Origin of the sequence: Sphaerisporangium aureirubrum (genome assembly GCF_042658925.1) — a bacterium.
Classification (GTDB): Bacteria; Actinomycetota; Actinomycetes; order Streptosporangiales; family Streptosporangiaceae; genus Sphaerisporangium; species Sphaerisporangium aureirubrum.
Genome location: NZ_JBHSRF010000098.1, coordinates 15,359 through 29,392, shown reverse-complemented (window position 1 = coordinate 29,392; position 14,034 = coordinate 15,359). Strand labels below are relative to the sequence as shown.

Annotated in this window: 13 protein-coding genes and 1 tRNA gene; 7 read left to right on the top strand and 7 right to left on the bottom strand. The window is 65.9% G+C overall.

Annotated elements, in window-relative coordinates; all coding sequences use genetic code 11:
- Positions 1 to 184: 184 nt before the first annotated feature.
- From ACFP1K_RS36670 to ACFP1K_RS36660, 3 genes are all read right to left on the bottom strand, one after another.
- Positions 185 to 877, bottom strand: coding sequence for a hypothetical protein (locus ACFP1K_RS36670; protein WP_380762230.1), 693 nt, complete (start codon positions 875 to 877; stop codon positions 185 to 187).
- A gap of 710 nt (positions 878 to 1,587) precedes the next feature.
- Positions 1,588 to 2,058 carry a hypothetical protein gene (locus ACFP1K_RS36665; protein WP_380762228.1) on the bottom strand — a complete coding sequence of 157 codons (471 nt, stop codon included), beginning with the start codon at positions 2,056 to 2,058 and terminating at the stop codon, positions 1,588 to 1,590.
- A gap of 84 nt (positions 2,059 to 2,142) precedes the next feature.
- Positions 2,143 to 2,832 (bottom strand): hypothetical protein, encoded by a 690-nt coding sequence (locus ACFP1K_RS36660; protein WP_380762226.1) that lies wholly within the window; start codon positions 2,830 to 2,832, stop codon positions 2,143 to 2,145.
- A gap of 139 nt (positions 2,833 to 2,971) precedes the next feature.
- Between ACFP1K_RS36660 and ACFP1K_RS36655 the strand changes: the two genes are divergently transcribed.
- Both ACFP1K_RS36655 and ACFP1K_RS36650 read left to right on the top strand, forming a co-directional pair.
- Positions 2,972 to 3,334, top strand: coding sequence for a hypothetical protein (locus ACFP1K_RS36655; RefSeq protein ID WP_380762224.1), 363 nt, complete (start codon positions 2,972 to 2,974; stop codon positions 3,332 to 3,334).
- Positions 3,331 to 3,633 carry a hypothetical protein gene (locus ACFP1K_RS36650; RefSeq protein WP_380762222.1) on the top strand — a complete coding sequence of 101 codons (303 nt, stop codon included), beginning with the start codon at positions 3,331 to 3,333 and terminating at the stop codon, positions 3,631 to 3,633. Before ACFP1K_RS36655 ends, ACFP1K_RS36650 begins: the two co-directional genes overlap by 4 nt.
- 405 nt (positions 3,634 to 4,038) lie before the next feature.
- Here the strand turns inward: ACFP1K_RS36650 and ACFP1K_RS36645 are convergent, their stop codons facing one another.
- Positions 4,039 to 4,881, bottom strand: a complete 843-nt coding sequence (locus ACFP1K_RS36645) for a GntR family transcriptional regulator (RefSeq protein ID WP_380762220.1) — start codon at positions 4,879 to 4,881, stop codon at positions 4,039 to 4,041.
- 111 nt (positions 4,882 to 4,992) lie between these two features.
- On the opposite strand from ACFP1K_RS36645, the gene ACFP1K_RS36640 reads away from it, so the two are divergent.
- Genes ACFP1K_RS36640 through ACFP1K_RS36630 form a run of 3 tightly spaced genes read left to right on the top strand, consistent with a single transcriptional unit; the run spans position 4,993 to position 7,864 of the window.
- The gene (locus ACFP1K_RS36640; RefSeq protein ID WP_380762218.1) at positions 4,993 to 6,489 is read left to right on the top strand and encodes a replication initiator; all 1,497 of its coding nucleotides are present in this window, start codon (positions 4,993 to 4,995) and stop codon (positions 6,487 to 6,489) included.
- A complete protein-coding gene (locus ACFP1K_RS36635) occupies positions 6,486 to 6,692 on the top strand; it encodes a helix-turn-helix domain-containing protein (RefSeq protein WP_380762216.1) in 207 nt (68 codons plus the stop codon). Before ACFP1K_RS36640 ends, ACFP1K_RS36635 begins: the two co-directional genes overlap by 4 nt.
- Positions 6,689 to 7,864, top strand: a complete 1,176-nt coding sequence (locus ACFP1K_RS36630; RefSeq protein WP_380762214.1) for a tyrosine-type recombinase/integrase — start codon at positions 6,689 to 6,691, stop codon at positions 7,862 to 7,864. The genes ACFP1K_RS36635 and ACFP1K_RS36630 overlap by 4 nt, the downstream gene beginning before the upstream one ends.
- 1,611 nt (positions 7,865 to 9,475) lie before the next feature.
- Here the strand turns inward: ACFP1K_RS36630 and ACFP1K_RS36625 are convergent.
- A tRNA-Pro gene (locus ACFP1K_RS36625) sits at positions 9,476 to 9,549 on the bottom strand.
- A 67-nt stretch (positions 9,550 to 9,616) separates the two neighbouring features.
- Positions 9,617 to 10,519 (bottom strand): metallophosphoesterase, encoded by a 903-nt coding sequence (locus tag ACFP1K_RS36620; protein WP_380762212.1) that lies wholly within the window; start codon positions 10,517 to 10,519, stop codon positions 9,617 to 9,619.
- 107 nt (positions 10,520 to 10,626) lie between these two features.
- On the opposite strand from ACFP1K_RS36620, the gene ACFP1K_RS36615 reads away from it, so the two are divergent.
- Positions 10,627 to 11,082, top strand: coding sequence for a GatB/YqeY domain-containing protein (locus ACFP1K_RS36615; RefSeq protein WP_380762210.1), 456 nt, complete (start codon positions 10,627 to 10,629; stop codon positions 11,080 to 11,082).
- Between the two features lie 64 nt (positions 11,083 to 11,146).
- On the opposite strand, the gene ACFP1K_RS36610 is transcribed toward ACFP1K_RS36615, so the two are convergent.
- Positions 11,147 to 13,381, bottom strand: a complete 2,235-nt coding sequence (locus ACFP1K_RS36610) for a transglycosylase domain-containing protein (protein ID WP_380762208.1) — start codon at positions 13,379 to 13,381, stop codon at positions 11,147 to 11,149.
- Positions 13,382 to 13,694: 313 nt separating this feature from the next.
- Between ACFP1K_RS36610 and ACFP1K_RS36605 the strand changes: the two genes are divergently transcribed.
- On the top strand, positions 13,695 to 13,991 hold the full coding sequence (locus ACFP1K_RS36605; protein WP_344934397.1) for a WhiB family transcriptional regulator: 297 nt from the start codon (positions 13,695 to 13,697) through the stop codon (positions 13,989 to 13,991).
- The last annotated feature ends 43 nt before the right edge of the window (positions 13,992 to 14,034 follow it).

Sequence of the window (14,034 nt, the reverse complement as noted above, 5' to 3'; positions counted from 1 at the left end):
ACCAGACCTTCACCATCAACCCCTGCAACCTGCAACTGCTCTACCAAGGACGCAGCCCCAGCTCCGGCGGCGACTACGGCCTCCTGCCCTACCGCCCAGGAGTACTCACCCTGCAACGCTGACGCCATGACACCAAAGGCCACTTGCGATCACCGCAAGTGGCCTTTGGACTCGGCCGGCCGGCTCAGGGCCGGTGGGCCCAGATCAAACCGCGGCGGCCGGAGGTCACCGTGCCGACCGCCCAGACGGAACCACTCTCCGGCTGGATGGCGAGGTCACGCACGAACGCCTTCTTGTTCGACGGAGCCGGAAAAGCACCCGCCTCGACACTGTCGACGCCGATGTGCAGATACCCGCTGCCCCCACCCTTGGCGTCGTAGACGACCCAGGCCCCGCCCCTGCCGTCAGGCTCCGCCTGAGCGCGCGGCTGGATACCGAGCCCGGCACGGACCTCGAACTCGAAGCCGCCCAGATAGCCGGTCAGCAGCAAAGTCTCCCCGCAGAAGGCACGCTTCGCACCCCCGCACGGCCAAGCGGCCCACCCGACGGCCATCACCCGCGCAGTCTCACCGTCGACCGCGACATCCGTCAGCTCCGAGATCTGCCCCGGGTGCGAAGCCGGAACCGCCGGAAGCGCGACCGCCCGCCAGGCCTTCCCGGACCAGCGAGCCAGAGCCGCTTTCCCCCGCACCGACCCCGCCGCCCACTTCCCGTCGAGCCCCTTGACCACGATCGGCGTAGGGACCTTGCGCCACCCCGACCCGACCAGACGCCGCACCGTGGACCGCGCCTTCCACCCAGCCTTCCCAGCCGACGGAAAGACATTGGCGTCCTCGATGACCCACAGATTCGCGCCGATGGAGTTCGCCCGATCCACCCGGCCGTAAGGCCACCGCTTGACCAGCCAGCGCTTCCCATCCCACCGCCCGTACCGCGACGCACCAAACGCCCAAACCCTGGTGTCAGACGCCGACGTCAGCCGCCTGACCCGAAACCCCGGCCCACCGACCCGCTTGAAGCTGGCCCCCCGGCCCTTCAACAGCAGCGACTCGACACCTTTCGACCCACCGGCCGGACGCCTCGTCCCAGCAACCCAGACCGCCCCCCCCGGCGTAACCGTCACCGCGTCATAGGAGTCGCGACCGTCGTCCTGAACGACCTTCCACTCACCAACCGCCCCCACGGCGTCAGCGGCGACCGCCGGCCCCACAGCGACGAACAAGGCGACGGATACAGCGGTGCCGCGAAACAATAACCCCATAAAGAGTGAGACGCGCCTGTCAGACAAAAAGTTGACACACCACCAGGCATAGCCTGCCGAGACCCCGACCCATCGCGCCCCACCTCACGGCCCGGCTGGTCACCCAAGCCAAAAGCAAAGGCCGGTCCCATCTCAGGAACCGGCCTCTGACCTGGTACTTCTGGGTCGGGGTGGCGGGATTTGAACCCACGGCCTCTTCGTCCCGAAGCAATCCCAGAGAGATCCCTAGATGCGGCAAAATCTCGCCTGACCTGCGCCTACCGTGTCTCGATGTTCATGGCCGTCCGGGCTTGTACGGGGCCGTTGTCACTCAGTTCGTCACTCGGCTACCGGGCTGCCGCGAGGGCATCGCGCAAGGTCACGGCGTGCGGCGCGCCTCGACTGCCGAGTTCCCCGGCGGTCTCGGCGAGTTCCTTGACCGCATGGCGGTTGAGTCGAACGGCGTCGGTCACGACCGGCAATGCCGTGCTCAGGCTCGCCTCGGCGTCCCCGGCCTTCGCGTGTGCGCGTGCCAGGCATGAGGCGTACCACGCACGGTCGCGCCGATAGGAATCCGGTAGCCGATTGAGTCCGGAGGCGAGGAGTTCAACCGCCTGTCCCCGGTTGCTCAGGTGCAGCTCGGCCATGCCGCGTTGGAGCGTGAACCACATCTCGTCGTAGAAGTACATCCATGCGGGCTCGTCTTCACTGTGCTCGGCTGCTCCACTGATCAAGGTTTCGGCCTCGTCCAGCAGTGCATGCGTCTGGTCGGCGGTGCCGGCGAGTGCGTGTCCGCGGGCTGCCATCTGTGCTGCCATTCCTCGTACACCTGGCGTGACCTGGCCGCTGTGAGAACGGGCTGCCTCGGCCAGGCCGACGCAACGACGTGCGTTGCCCGCGCTCTATGCCTGGTGAGCCTTCATGCTCAAGGTCGTGGTGGCCATGTTGGCGTCGCCGATCTCCAGAGCCCAGTCATGCGCGCGGTCGTACCAGGCCAAGGCGGCGGGCTGGTCGTCGATGTCCAAAGACATCCATGCGATGAACTGCGCGTACTGGGCGGCGAGATCCACGATGCGTTCCGCCAGGGGACCTCTCGCGCTGTTGGCGAAGTCGGCCACGACGCCGAGTTGCTGGCGCACCACGCCGATCAGCGGCCGGCTACCAATGCTGTCCTCGACCTTGCGATGTTCGGCAAGGCAGGTCGCGAGCCAGTCGAGTGTCACGGCGTCCAGGCGGGTCGGCTGCTCAATCGCCTTGGTGATCCGCTGGAACAGGTCCGGGTCGGGAGCTATGGACGCCAGCGGGAACGCGGGGACCGGAACAACGGTGGCCTGCTCCGGTGGGAACAGGTCGGCTTCCGCCATCTCTAGCGCTCTGGCGCACAGCAGACGGTAACGCTCACTTGGATAGTGATCACCACGCTCCCACCCTCGGATGGTCCGCGTGAGGTCGGCGAGCGTCGGGAGCTGCGTCCCCTGCTCTTGTGCGACGTTCCGCAGTTGCCGAGCCATGTCCGCCACACTGCCGACACGGGCCTTGCGCTCGGCACGCAGGATGGCGGCCCACTCAGGCGTACTCGCTGCGGTGCTCATCGGCTACCCCCGGACATTCGCGGATACGACCGTGCCTGCTGCTATCCCCAATTCTCATCCTGCGTCCGCTGATCGCGAGCGGTTAGCTGAATGTGACACGCATCAGTTACCGACCGCGCACGGAGAGGAACCGGCGACCATGGCCGTCAGCCGAGGTACCACACGCATCGAGAAGCACAGCGCACAGCTCGGTGAGCTGGCACGCCACCTCCGGGAGCGTGGCGTGCCCAACCTCGTGAGCAAGCGAATCAGACTCAAGATCGACACGACACCTCATGGGACGCGGTCCTCTGTGGACTACGACGCTCCGGAGTTGGCCGTATGGTCCGACGACGGCACAACCGTCGCCATCGTCGTGGTCGATGACAACCAGAAGGTAACGGCCTTCTCGATGCGTCCCCCGGGTCAGGCTCCCCAAATGCTGTGCTCAGTGGATGCCCCTGGCGAAGGGGCCGCGATCATCGCGGGGATGGTCCACCTCGACTCCACCGAGACCCCATGATCTATCCTCACTACGATCCCGCCGACTTACCGGACGATCAGCGCCAGGCGAACCCCGAAACGACCAGACGGGTTCTTGGGGCAGTGGCCGACATTCTGGAGATCGAGCGCCGGCGATGCCAAGCGGCAGGACTGATCCAGTCGTGGCAGCTATCCCGGGCCGATCTCGACAGGGCCGCCGCCTCGTTGGGCCTTCCGCCGATCTCGGATCAGGAATGGAACGTCATCCACGCGACGCACGACAACACGCCTGACTCCGAACACCATGATCACGTCGTGCCGGGCAGGCGAGGGACATAGGCGGTCCGGCACGACGGAGCCCCCCACGGGGAAGTGATGGTGGGGGGCTCGTCCATGTGTGGAACCGGCGCAGGACAGAACCATGCCGCCCGGTGGACCGGTGCGAAGCGCCGGGCCTCCGATCGCCCCCAACCCCGTGTGGAGGCCAGCCACAGCATGGCGATCGTAGGGCTGCATTGGTGGAGACCTCACGAATGCTGTCGCGTGGAGCTGTCGCATGGTCTGGGTCGCCTCGAATGAATGTCCTCATGTCGGCGTCCTCTCTATCGGGGGCCGCTGGCCGGAGGGCGGCGTGCCCCGGGACCGGCCCCCAAGGCCGCATGCCCGGGGCGCTGGTCGCCCGCAGGGCGGGCGGCCCCCGGCGAGCGAAGCGAGCCTTGACCCAGTAAAGAAACTTTGAGCCGATTACACGCGCAGTGCCGAGAGTCCTCTGGGCTCTGCTGAGTTGTAGTCGCTGACGGCTGCCACCTCGAATCGATCTCCAGGGGCTTCGATCTCGGTGAACTCCAGGGGCCGGCCGTGCTGACTGAGCATGACCCTGCGGATGACCAGTAGGGGTGTGCCGATCGGTTCCATGCCGAGGTCCTCGTAGGTCTCGCCGTAAGGCATCTGGGTGTGTACGGAGGTGGTCCAGCGCACCGGTCCGTGTGCGCGTTCCAGGTAGGCGTAATAGTCCTCCGGCTCCACATGCGAGTCGATCTCTCGATCGGCACCTTCGCCGGTGATGGTGGCGACCAGGTCGGCCAGGACATAGGAGCACAGGTGGATACGCGCGCGGGTCTTGGTGTGTTGCCAATAGGCGTACCGGTAGACGGCCATACTGCCTCGCCGTACGGCCAGGACGTCGGCTGTGCTCCCTTCGGCGGTCATGAACAGGGCTGAGTTGGGAGTGACCTTGGCTTGTGCGCGTTCGGCTTCGCTGGGAACGGTGACGTGCTGCCATTGCTGCTTGGCAGGGTCGTAAGCCGGGCTGAGTAGATCTTCATGTTCCGGCCAACCGGTAAGGATCATGCGGCGGTCAGGGGTGGGACGGACGAAGGTACCGCGTCCGTGAGCGATGGTGAGTAGCCCTTCCCCTGCGAGCTGGGCGATCGCTTTGCGGATGGTCGGGCGTGAGGTGGCGTACTCGGAGGCGAGGAATGCCTCCCCGGGGAGCGCCTGACCTGGTTGGTAGTGGTGTTGCAGGATGTCGGTCCGCAACAGGTCGGCGATCATCCGCCAGCGCGCGCCGGTCTTGTCTTCGCTCATATGGTGACCCCCTTTCAACGTTTGGTCTTTACAAGAGGTAGCACGTGTTGGCTAGCCAACACGTAGTACGTCTTGGCCTACATCTGTCGCATCGAGGCAAAGGAGGTCCCGATGAGCACTAAGGAGGAACGCCACATCACCCCGGGCCGGCATCCGGAATGGCTGGTCGATCTCGCAGAAGTGATCAATGCTCCCGGCTACGAGCGATGGCGCTCGATGGTCGCAGCGACCGGCGGGTGCGCCAATCCGGTGCACCTCGCCGGCGGGTCCCACATCGTCGAAGCGGCTACCGGCGAGGTCCTGCACTCCTACCAGACCGCCGACGAACCCTCAGGGCATCTGCTGGTGGCGTGTGGCAACCGGCGTGCGTCGGTCTGTGCGGCCTGTTCGGAGGTCTACCGGGCCGACACCTTCCAACTCATCCGCGCCGGTCTGTCCGGCGGCAAAGGGGTCCCTGAGCGGGTGAGCGGCCACCCCCGCGTGTTCGCCACGCTGACGGCTCCCTCGTTCGGTCCGGTGCATACCCGGCGCGAGAGGAACGGCAAGGTCCGGGCCTGCCGTCCGCGTAGGTACGGGAAGCGCTGCGAGCACGGAAACGACATCGGGTGCCGTGCTCGGCACGAACCTGCCGACGATCGTTTAGGTCAACCGATCTGTCCGGACTGCTACGACTACTCCGGAGCCGTGCTGTGGCAGGCGCATGCCGGGGCCTTGTGGCACCGGTTCACGCTGGAGGTCCGGCGGGAACTGGCTAGGCAGGCCGGGATGAGCCGGGCGGAGTTCGGCAGACAGGTCCGGGTGTCGTTCGCCAAGGTCGCCGAGTACCAGCGGCGGGGCCTGGTCCACTTCCATGCGGTCATCCGCCTCGACGGTCCGAAGGGTGCGGCCGATCTTCCCCCGGAGTGGACCGATCACGGGATGCTCGTCCGAGCGATCCCGGCGGCGGCTCGGCGCGTGGAAGTCCTGTCCCCTGTGAGCGCGCTGGGACGGCGGCGGCTGGTGTGGGGTGATCAGCTCGATATCCGGCCGATCGTCATGAGTGAAGCGCTGGACGGGGTGTCTGAGCGTGCGGTGGCCGGTTACATCGCCAAGTACGCGACTAAGGGCGCGGAAGCCTCGGGAACGGTCGATCACCGTCTGTCGTGCAAGGGGTGCCGGGGAGACGGACGGGTGAGCGATCTCATCCCTTGCGAGCACTGCCGGGGCACCGGTCTACGGCCAGGGCTGAACCTGGAGTTGCTTCCGGTGACCGAGCACGCTCGGCGCATGCTCCGCACGTGCTGGGAGTTAGGCGCGCGTCCCGAGTTCGCCGGTCTGCGGCTGCGGTCCTGGGCACACATGCTGGGCTTTCGGGGCCATTTCTCCAGCAAGAGCCGCCATTATTCCGTCACGCTCGGCAAGCTGCGCGGCATCCGTTCTGATCACCGTGCGCGGGAGTCGCGGGAACGTCATGGGCTGCCCGCGCTCGGTGACGCCACAACGCTGGTCGTCGGTCACTGGCGTTTCGCCGGAATCGGGTACTCCCCCGGTGAGGCGATCTTGGCTGAGCAGATCCGGCAACGCGTCCAGACCGCGCGAGCGATCGCCGCACAGCGGGCGGCCGAATGACCCCATCCCCCGGACTCGACACTCCGCGGCTGTACCGCGTCAGCGACGCCATGCGCCTGCTCAGCATGAGCCGCACCGTCATCTACGAGCAGATCCGGGCCGGACGCCTCCGCTCGGTCACTCAAGGCCGTACCCGGCTGATCCCGGCCTCGGCCATCTCCGACTACATCGCCCTACTGGAAAAGGAAGCGAGAGCATCATGACCACGCGACGCAGCCGGGGAGACGGCGGCCTCCACTGGGACGAAGCACGTCAACGCTGGATCGCCTCGGTAACCGTGGGCTACACCCCTGCGGGAAAGCGCATCGTCAAGAAGGCCAGCGGCAAGACCAAGACGGAATCCAAGGCCAAGTTGAAAGAGATCATCCGCGATTACGAAGACGGCTTGGCCATCGCGCCGGCGGACTACACGGTTGAACGCGCGGTCAATGACTGGCTGGCCTACGGGCTCAACGGACGCCACAGCGGCACTCTTGCCGCGTGCACCATCCTCTGCAACACCCACGTCATCCCGGCTCTCGGTGCCCGGAAGCTCCGAGACCTCAGCGCGGAAGACGTGGACAAGTGGCTCGCCGACAAGGCGAAGACGCTCAGCACTCGCACTCTGCAAGGACTTCACTCGTGCCTGAACCGCGCGATCAAGCGGGCCATGGCACGCGACAAGGTGAAGCGGAACGTGGTGGCACTGTGTTCGGTGCCGCAGGGCAAGGCCGGCCGTCCCTCGAAGGCGCTCACCCTCGTCCAGGCCGAATCCATGCTCAAGGCGGCGGAGGGCTCACGGATGTACGCCTATATCGTCCTATCCCTGCTTACGGGAGCACGGACGGAAGAACTCAGGGCGTTGACGTGGGATCACGTTGATATGGAAGGTGACCCGAACGCCAATCCGCCTGTGCCGCCGTACGTGGCCGTCTGGCGTTCTGTGCGGGCCGGGGGCGACACCAAGACACGTAAGTCGCGTCGGACTCTCGCCCTGTCCAAGCGCTGCTTGGATGCGTTACAGCGGCAGAGGGAACAGCAGGAAAGGGAGCGGGAAGCTGCGGGGGAGAAGAGGCAGGAGAACAACCTCGTGTTCGCATCCAAGGTCGGGACCCCACTCGATCCCTCGCATGTACGGCGCGACTTCCGCAACGCCATCAAGAATGCCGAGGGGGTGAACCCCGCCGAGTGGACGCCCCGAGAACTCCGGCACAGCTTCGTCTCGCTGCTCTCGGACAACGGCCTCCCCTTGGAGGAGATCTCCCGCCTCGTCGGCCACAGCAGCACAGCAACGACGGAAGCCGTCTACCGCAAGCAGATCCGCCCTGTACTGGAGACTGGTGCTAGGGCGATGGACTGGATCTTCGGCCGCGAAGAGGAAAGGTCTTCAGATTAAACCAAGAGCTTCTTCGGCAGAGGTGAAGCCGGTGCAAAAGTTTATGCAGCGGTGGCAATGAAGGACAGCGTCCGGGGAGTTGTGATTGGGTAGTTCGGTGAGCATGTAATTAGGGATCTCGATCTTAGAGATTCGCGCGAGCGGATCACGAGGCCGTGGTAGATATGAGATTTCATGAAGTCTTTCCACGTTGCGTACGACGGCATGTGCCGTAACGAGGTAAGTAGTTCCCGGGCTGTGGCGTTGACACTCCGTATCTCCGCAAATCGTGCAGCTATCGTCCGTATCTACTTCCGCTGTTTTATCGTAAACCTGACCAGGCTGATGCTCACACTCGGATAGGTCAGAGTCACAGACCGAGCAGTGCCGCTGAGCAGTGAAGCCGACCGACATTCCGATTCGTACATGCATTATGGACTGCCGGCATACATCGAACCACGTGTTCCCGTCTCGCTCAGCGACACACCCAAACAGGCCGGCCTTCAGTTCGGCCAACCTATGCACGTAGTCATGAGCCTCGGCTGCATAGGCGGTATCTTCGAGATGATCAAAAGCGTCGACCGTCGCGTTGAGAGCGGTTCGGGCACGTTGCTCTAACGTAACAAGATCGACTTCGGAGGTTGCCAGGCACTTGCGGAGCGCCGTCCACGCGCGTTGGCGAGCTCGCGCGATCGCCAAGTCTTCGTGTGGTATCCACGGCGCGGAAAGATCCAAGGGAGGTGGGACCTTGCAACGGCCGACTGAGAGTAGGTCCCGAAGGATCTGGCCGTACACGCGCCGCGCGTCGGAGAGAAGTTCTAGGCCGACGGCAAGCAGGATCTGGTCGCGAGCCGGACCGCTAGGCGGAGGTAGCGAGACGCCGGTGCGGACAGCGTAACCCGCTGATTTTAGGCCGAGTAGAGATCGTGAAGGGCCGGTCCTGAACCAAATCGGATTCCGGGTCGGTTGCATCATTGGGGGCTTGGCCCCCCGCGAAGTAGTTCCCGAACGGCATCTACAACTTGCTCGCCGGGCCCGCTTATTTTTAGATTTTCAATTGTGCGACCGTCTTCTGTGAGGCGTCCTAAGCTTAGAGTCATGGTCGGCTGGTGCGCATCATGTCCACCACTCGCCCCTGCGTTGTGAATCCTGGCAAGGAGTATGCGGGCAACTGAAACAACGCCTTCTTCGGCGAGGGCTTGGCCGATAAACATGGCCACTGCGAGCGCTACCTCTGAACTGTACTCGCTAGCATAGGTGCGCTCCGAACTAGAGTGCGCCCACTCGGTATTCACCCCGGCCTGGCGAAGAGCCTTCAGCGTTGATATATCTTCCGTCCGGTATTCGGCACGCCCCTCACGAACTCGCTGCGGAAGAATGAAGACATCGACAGGATTCGGTGAGTCCAAGGGCAGATGGTGGAAGTAGTCCGGGACCGGTAGCCGCTCTACTGTTACGCCGCCCGTGGTTTGGGAGTCAGCCATGTCATTAGTCTTCCACGCAGAGTGGGGGGCAGCAGTCCAAACGAACCTTCGGACCCAACGGACGGCATAGTCACTCAGTTAGTCACCCAGGGGACACAGAAGGCCGGTTCCGATGATCGGAACCGGCCTCTCAGCTGGTACTACTGGGTCGGGGTGGCGGGATTTGAACCCACGGCCTCTTCGTCCCGAACGAAGCGCGCTGCCAAGCTGCGCTACACCCCGGTGCACGAGTTGTTGGCTCGTGCTTCGCTGAGTCTAGCGGACTTTGGGGGCGGTCGCGTACGGGTACTTAGCGGGACGGGCGGCGGGGGAGGAGGGTGAGGAGGGTGGCTTCGGGGGGGCAGGAGAAGCGGGCGGGGGCGTAGGGGGAGGTGCCTAGGCCGGCGGAGACGTGGAGCCAGGCGGAGTCGTGGCGGTGGAGGCCTTTTACGCGGGGGCGGTCTATGCCGCAGTTGGTCACCAGGGCGCCGTAGAAGGGGATGCAGAGCTGGCCGCCGTGGGTGTGGCCTGCCAGGAGGAGCTGGTAGCCGTCCTGGGCGAACAAGGTCATGTTCCTTGGCTCGGGGGAGTGCATCACGCCCAGGCGGAGGTCGGCGCCGGTGGGGGCGGGGCCCGCGATCAGGTCGTAGCGGTCGCGGTTGATGTGGGAGTCGTGGATGCCGCCCACGTGGACGTCCAGGTCGCCGACCTTGAGTCTGGCGGTGGTGTTGTTCATGTCCAGCCAGCCGGCGGCGGTCATGCTCGCGCCGAGCTCGGTCCAGGGGAGGTTGGGGATGTGCTGGCGGCGGTCGTTCCGAGACGTGCGCCAGAGGTACCTGGCGGGGTTCTTGGGGGTGGGGGCGTACAGGTCGTTGGAGCCGTAGACGAACAGGCCCGGGCGGGCCAGGAGGGGCTCGACGGCGCGGAGGTACGCGGGGATCGCGTCGGGGTGGGCGATGGTGTCGCCGGTGTTCACGACGAGATCGGGGTTGAGGCCGTCCAGGGTGCGGACCCAGTTGATCAGGCGGGTGCGGCCCGGCGTCAGGTGGAGGTCGGAGATCTGGAGGATGCGGACGGGACGCTGCCCGGGCTCCAGCACCGGCACGTCGAACCGGCGCAGACGGAACCAGTTGCGCTCGATCACCGAGGCGTAACCGAGGCCGGCCACGCCGAGGCCGAGCAGAGACAGGGGTATCGCGGCAGCTTTCCTCACCTGTTCATCATGCCCGAGGGAGGGGCCTTACGCCTCCCGGCGTCCGCATCCGGGTGTCTGTGGACGATGGTCACCCCGGTGGTGGGGGAGGCGGCAAGATGGGGGTCATGAGTTCTTTGAAGGACACGTTGAAGACGGACCTGACGACCGCCATGAAGGCGCGGGACGAGGTCCGGACGCGGACGCTGCGCATGGCGCTGGCGGCGGTCAGCACCGAGGAGGTCTCCGGCAAGACGGCTCGGCAGCTCTCCGACGACGAGATCGTCAAGGTGCTGACCAAGGAGGCCAAGAAGCGGCGGGAGGCGTCCGAGGCGTTCGCCGGGGCCGGGCGGGCGGAGCAGGCCCAGGCCGAGCTGGACGAGCAGGCGGTGCTGGAGGCGTACCTCCCCGCGCAGCTCAGCGACGAGGAGCTGGAGCGGCTCGTGGAGGAGGCCATCGCGGAGAGCGGGGCCGAGGGGCCCCGGGCGATGGGTCAGGTGATGAAGGTCCTCAACCCGAAGGTCGCGGGGCGCGCGGAGGGCGGCCGGGTGGCTCAGGCGGTGCGGGGGAAGCTGGCGGGCTGACCGGCTGGGTCGCCGGGGCGGACGAGGACGGCGGGCCGCTGGTCAGGGCGGCCCGCCGTTGACGTCAGTTGGTGGCGTGGACCAGGGGGGTGGCCGGGTCGGTGCCGGTGCCGTCCTGGCCGCCGGGGCCGCCGCCCGGAGGGTCGTTCGGGTTGGGGGGGTCGCCCTGGCCGCGGGGGTCGCCGGGACCGCGGGGGTCGTCGTCGGGGGAGAAGGGGCGGCCGTCGGGGTTCTTCTCCTTGGGGGGCTTGGGGGCGCAGCCGGTGGTGCAGCCTCCGAAGCGGCTCATGTCGGGGTTGGTGAAGGACGAAGGCTCGATGCCGGCCAGCGCCTTGAGCATCGTGGCCTTCCAGATCTGGCCGGAGATGGTGGCGCCGAAGACCTCGCCGTAGTACCTGCCGCCGATCGTCACGCCGCGCAGCGGGTGGGTGTAGGAGCCGCGCGGGTCGCCGAGGCTGACGGCGGAGGCCAGGTCGGGGGTGTAGCCGGCGAACCAGGCGGTCATCGAGCCGTCGGTGGTGCCGGTCTTGCCCGCCGCGTCGCGGCCGATGCCGCCGACGCCCGACATGGTGCCCTTGGTGAAGACCCCGGACAGGATGCCGCTGACGGCGTCCGCGATCTCTTCCTCCAGAGCCTGCTTGCAGGTCGGCTTGAAGCTGGTCGCCTTGCCGTACCGGTCGGTGATCTGGGTGATCGCCATCGGGGCGCAGTACTTGCCCCGCGCGGCGAAGGTGGCGTACGCGCTGGCGACCGTCACCGGGTCCATCTCGTTGACGCCGAGGGTGAAGGTCTCGACCTCACGCAGCTTCTGCCCGTCGGCCCGCTTGATGCCTAGGTCCTTGGCGGTCTTGACCACGTCGCAGAGCCCGACCTTCTGTTCGAGCCGCAGGAAGAAGGTGTTGACCGATCCCCAGGTGCCGGTCTGCAGGGTCTTGAAACCGCCGCTGGACTCGGAGGAGTTGTGCACGTCGTGGCCGGGGTCGCCGACGCCCTGGCCCTTGCAGTTCTTGAAGTCGCCGTAGCCGCCCGCCCGGTAGGTGGCGCCGGAGGCGATGCCGTCGCCGTACTTCATGCCTTCCTTGAGCGCTGTGGTGAGCGTGAAGACCTTGAAGGTGGACCCGGCCTGGAAGCCGCTGCCGCCGCCGTGCGCGACGTCGGCCACCAGGTTGTAGTTCGATTCGTTCTTCTTCTTGCTGTTGCCGAACTTGCGGCTGGCCGCCATGGCCTTGATGGCGCCGGTGCCGGGCTCGATGAGCGCCTGGGCGGCGACGGGCTTGTCGGACGACCTCACCCACTGCTTGATGGCCTTGTCCGCGGCCTTCTGCATCTTGGTGTCGAGTGTCGTCTTGATCACCAGACCGCCGCGGTTGAGGAACTCGCGCCTGGCCTTCTGGGTCTTGCCGAACTGCTTGTCGTTCAGGATCTCGTGCTGCACGTAGAGGCAGAAGTACGGGTAGTCGCTCTGCTCGCAGCCGCCGGGGATGGCGATGTCCTTGTAGACGAGCTTCTTTTCCTTGGCCTCCGCCGCCTGCTGAGGGGTGATCTTCTTCAGCTCGGCCATGCGGTCGAGGACGGTGTTGCGCCGGGTCAGCAGGGCCGCCCGGTACTTCTTGCCGAGGTTGGGGTCGGTGGCGTTGGGGTTCTGCACGGCGCCGGCCAGCGTGGCGGCCTCTTCGAGGGTGAGCTCGGACGCGGGCTTGTCGAAGAAGCGCTTGGACGCGGCCTGGATGCCGTACGCGCTCGCGCCGAAGTAGGCGATGTTGAGATAACGCTCAAGGATCTCGTCCTTGGTGTACTTCTCCTCGATCGCCATGGCGTACCGCAGCTCGTTGAGCTTACGGGGGAGGGTGGGCGCGAGGGCCGCGAGCCGCTCCTCGTCGGTCTCCGCCTTGTTCAGCAGCACCTGCTTGACGTACTGCTGGGTGATCGACGAGCCGCCCTGGGAGACGCCGCCCGACTGGAAGTTCGTCATGGCGGCGCGCATGGTGCCTTCGAGGTCCAGCGCTCCGTGCTGATAAAAGCGGTAGTCCTCGATCGCGATGATCGCCTCGCGCATGATCGGGGCGACCTTCTCCAGTTTCACAGACTCCCGGTTCTGGAAGTAGAACTGGGCGATCACTTTGTTCTTCGCGTCGCGGATCTCGGTGACCTCCGGCAGGGGAGGCTCCTGGAGATCTTCTGGTTTGAGGTTCAGGGCGTCGGTGGCGCCTTTGACACCGACTCCCGCGCCGCCTACGGCGGGCAGTGCGATGGCCGCCATCAGCACACCCGCCGCGAGGGCGGCACCGATGAGGCGCATGATGTTGAGGACGACCGACACTGGGCCTTTGCCGTGAGCTTGCACGTGACCAGGGTATGCCGAACAGCTGACGTAATAGGTACCCAAAGTCCAATTCTGCGTGACTCGCACGCGACCCCGGAGGGGGAGGACTAGTCATTCCCGGCCACATGGCCTGACATGACCATGCGGGAAATTGACCCGCCCGGGGTCTGTCGGTCCGATCGTCTGGTTGCGTACGTTCTCCTCTGCGGCAACTGAATAAGGAGGCTCGACGCCCGCGCCCGTCGGCCGCCAAGTGACGACTGACCACCTATAGGGGAGTGGGGTCGAAATGTGGATCACGGATTGGACCTCCCGTGCCGCCTGTCGAGGTGCGGATCCTGACGCGTTGTTCGTGCAGGGTGCCGCGCAGAACAGGGCGAAGCTCATCTGCCGAGGATGCCCGGTCCGTACGGAGTGTCTGGCGGACGCTCTGGACAATCGCATCGAGTTCGGAGTCTGGGGCGGCATGACCGAGCGTGAGCGGCGAGCGCTGCTCAGGCGTCGGCCGGATGTCACGTCGTGGCGAGATCTGCTGGAGATCGCCAAAGAAGAGTACGAGCGGACCAACGAGTTGATCGCCGGCTGAGGCCGGCGGGCGGAGGCAGGGTCGCCTCGCGCCCGTTCACCCC

Excerpts from the sequence above, each read along its gene's own strand:
- ACFP1K_RS36665 (WP_380762228.1), bottom strand. The coding sequence starts at position 2,058 with ATGGCAGCACAGATGGCAGCCCGCGGACACGCACTCGCCGGCACCGCC.
- ACFP1K_RS36660 (WP_380762226.1), bottom strand. The coding sequence starts at position 2,832 with ATGAGCACCGCAGCGAGTACGCCTGAGTGGGCCGCCATCCTGCGTGCC.
- ACFP1K_RS36655 (WP_380762224.1), top strand. The coding sequence starts at position 2,972 with ATGGCCGTCAGCCGAGGTACCACACGCATCGAGAAGCACAGCGCACAG.
- ACFP1K_RS36650 (WP_380762222.1), top strand. The coding sequence starts at position 3,331 with ATGATCTATCCTCACTACGATCCCGCCGACTTACCGGACGATCAGCGC.
- ACFP1K_RS36645 (WP_380762220.1), bottom strand. The coding sequence starts at position 4,881 with ATGAGCGAAGACAAGACCGGCGCGCGCTGGCGGATGATCGCCGACCTG.
- ACFP1K_RS36640 (WP_380762218.1), top strand. The coding sequence starts at position 4,993 with ATGAGCACTAAGGAGGAACGCCACATCACCCCGGGCCGGCATCCGGAA.
- ACFP1K_RS36635 (WP_380762216.1), top strand. The coding sequence starts at position 6,486 with ATGACCCCATCCCCCGGACTCGACACTCCGCGGCTGTACCGCGTCAGC.
- ACFP1K_RS36630 (WP_380762214.1), top strand. The coding sequence starts at position 6,689 with ATGACCACGCGACGCAGCCGGGGAGACGGCGGCCTCCACTGGGACGAA.
- ACFP1K_RS36615 (WP_380762210.1), top strand. The coding sequence starts at position 10,627 with ATGAGTTCTTTGAAGGACACGTTGAAGACGGACCTGACGACCGCCATG.
- ACFP1K_RS36610 (WP_380762208.1), bottom strand. The coding sequence starts at position 13,381 with ATGCGCCTCATCGGTGCCGCCCTCGCGGCGGGTGTGCTGATGGCGGCC.
- ACFP1K_RS36605 (WP_344934397.1), top strand. The coding sequence starts at position 13,695 with ATGTGGATCACGGATTGGACCTCCCGTGCCGCCTGTCGAGGTGCGGAT.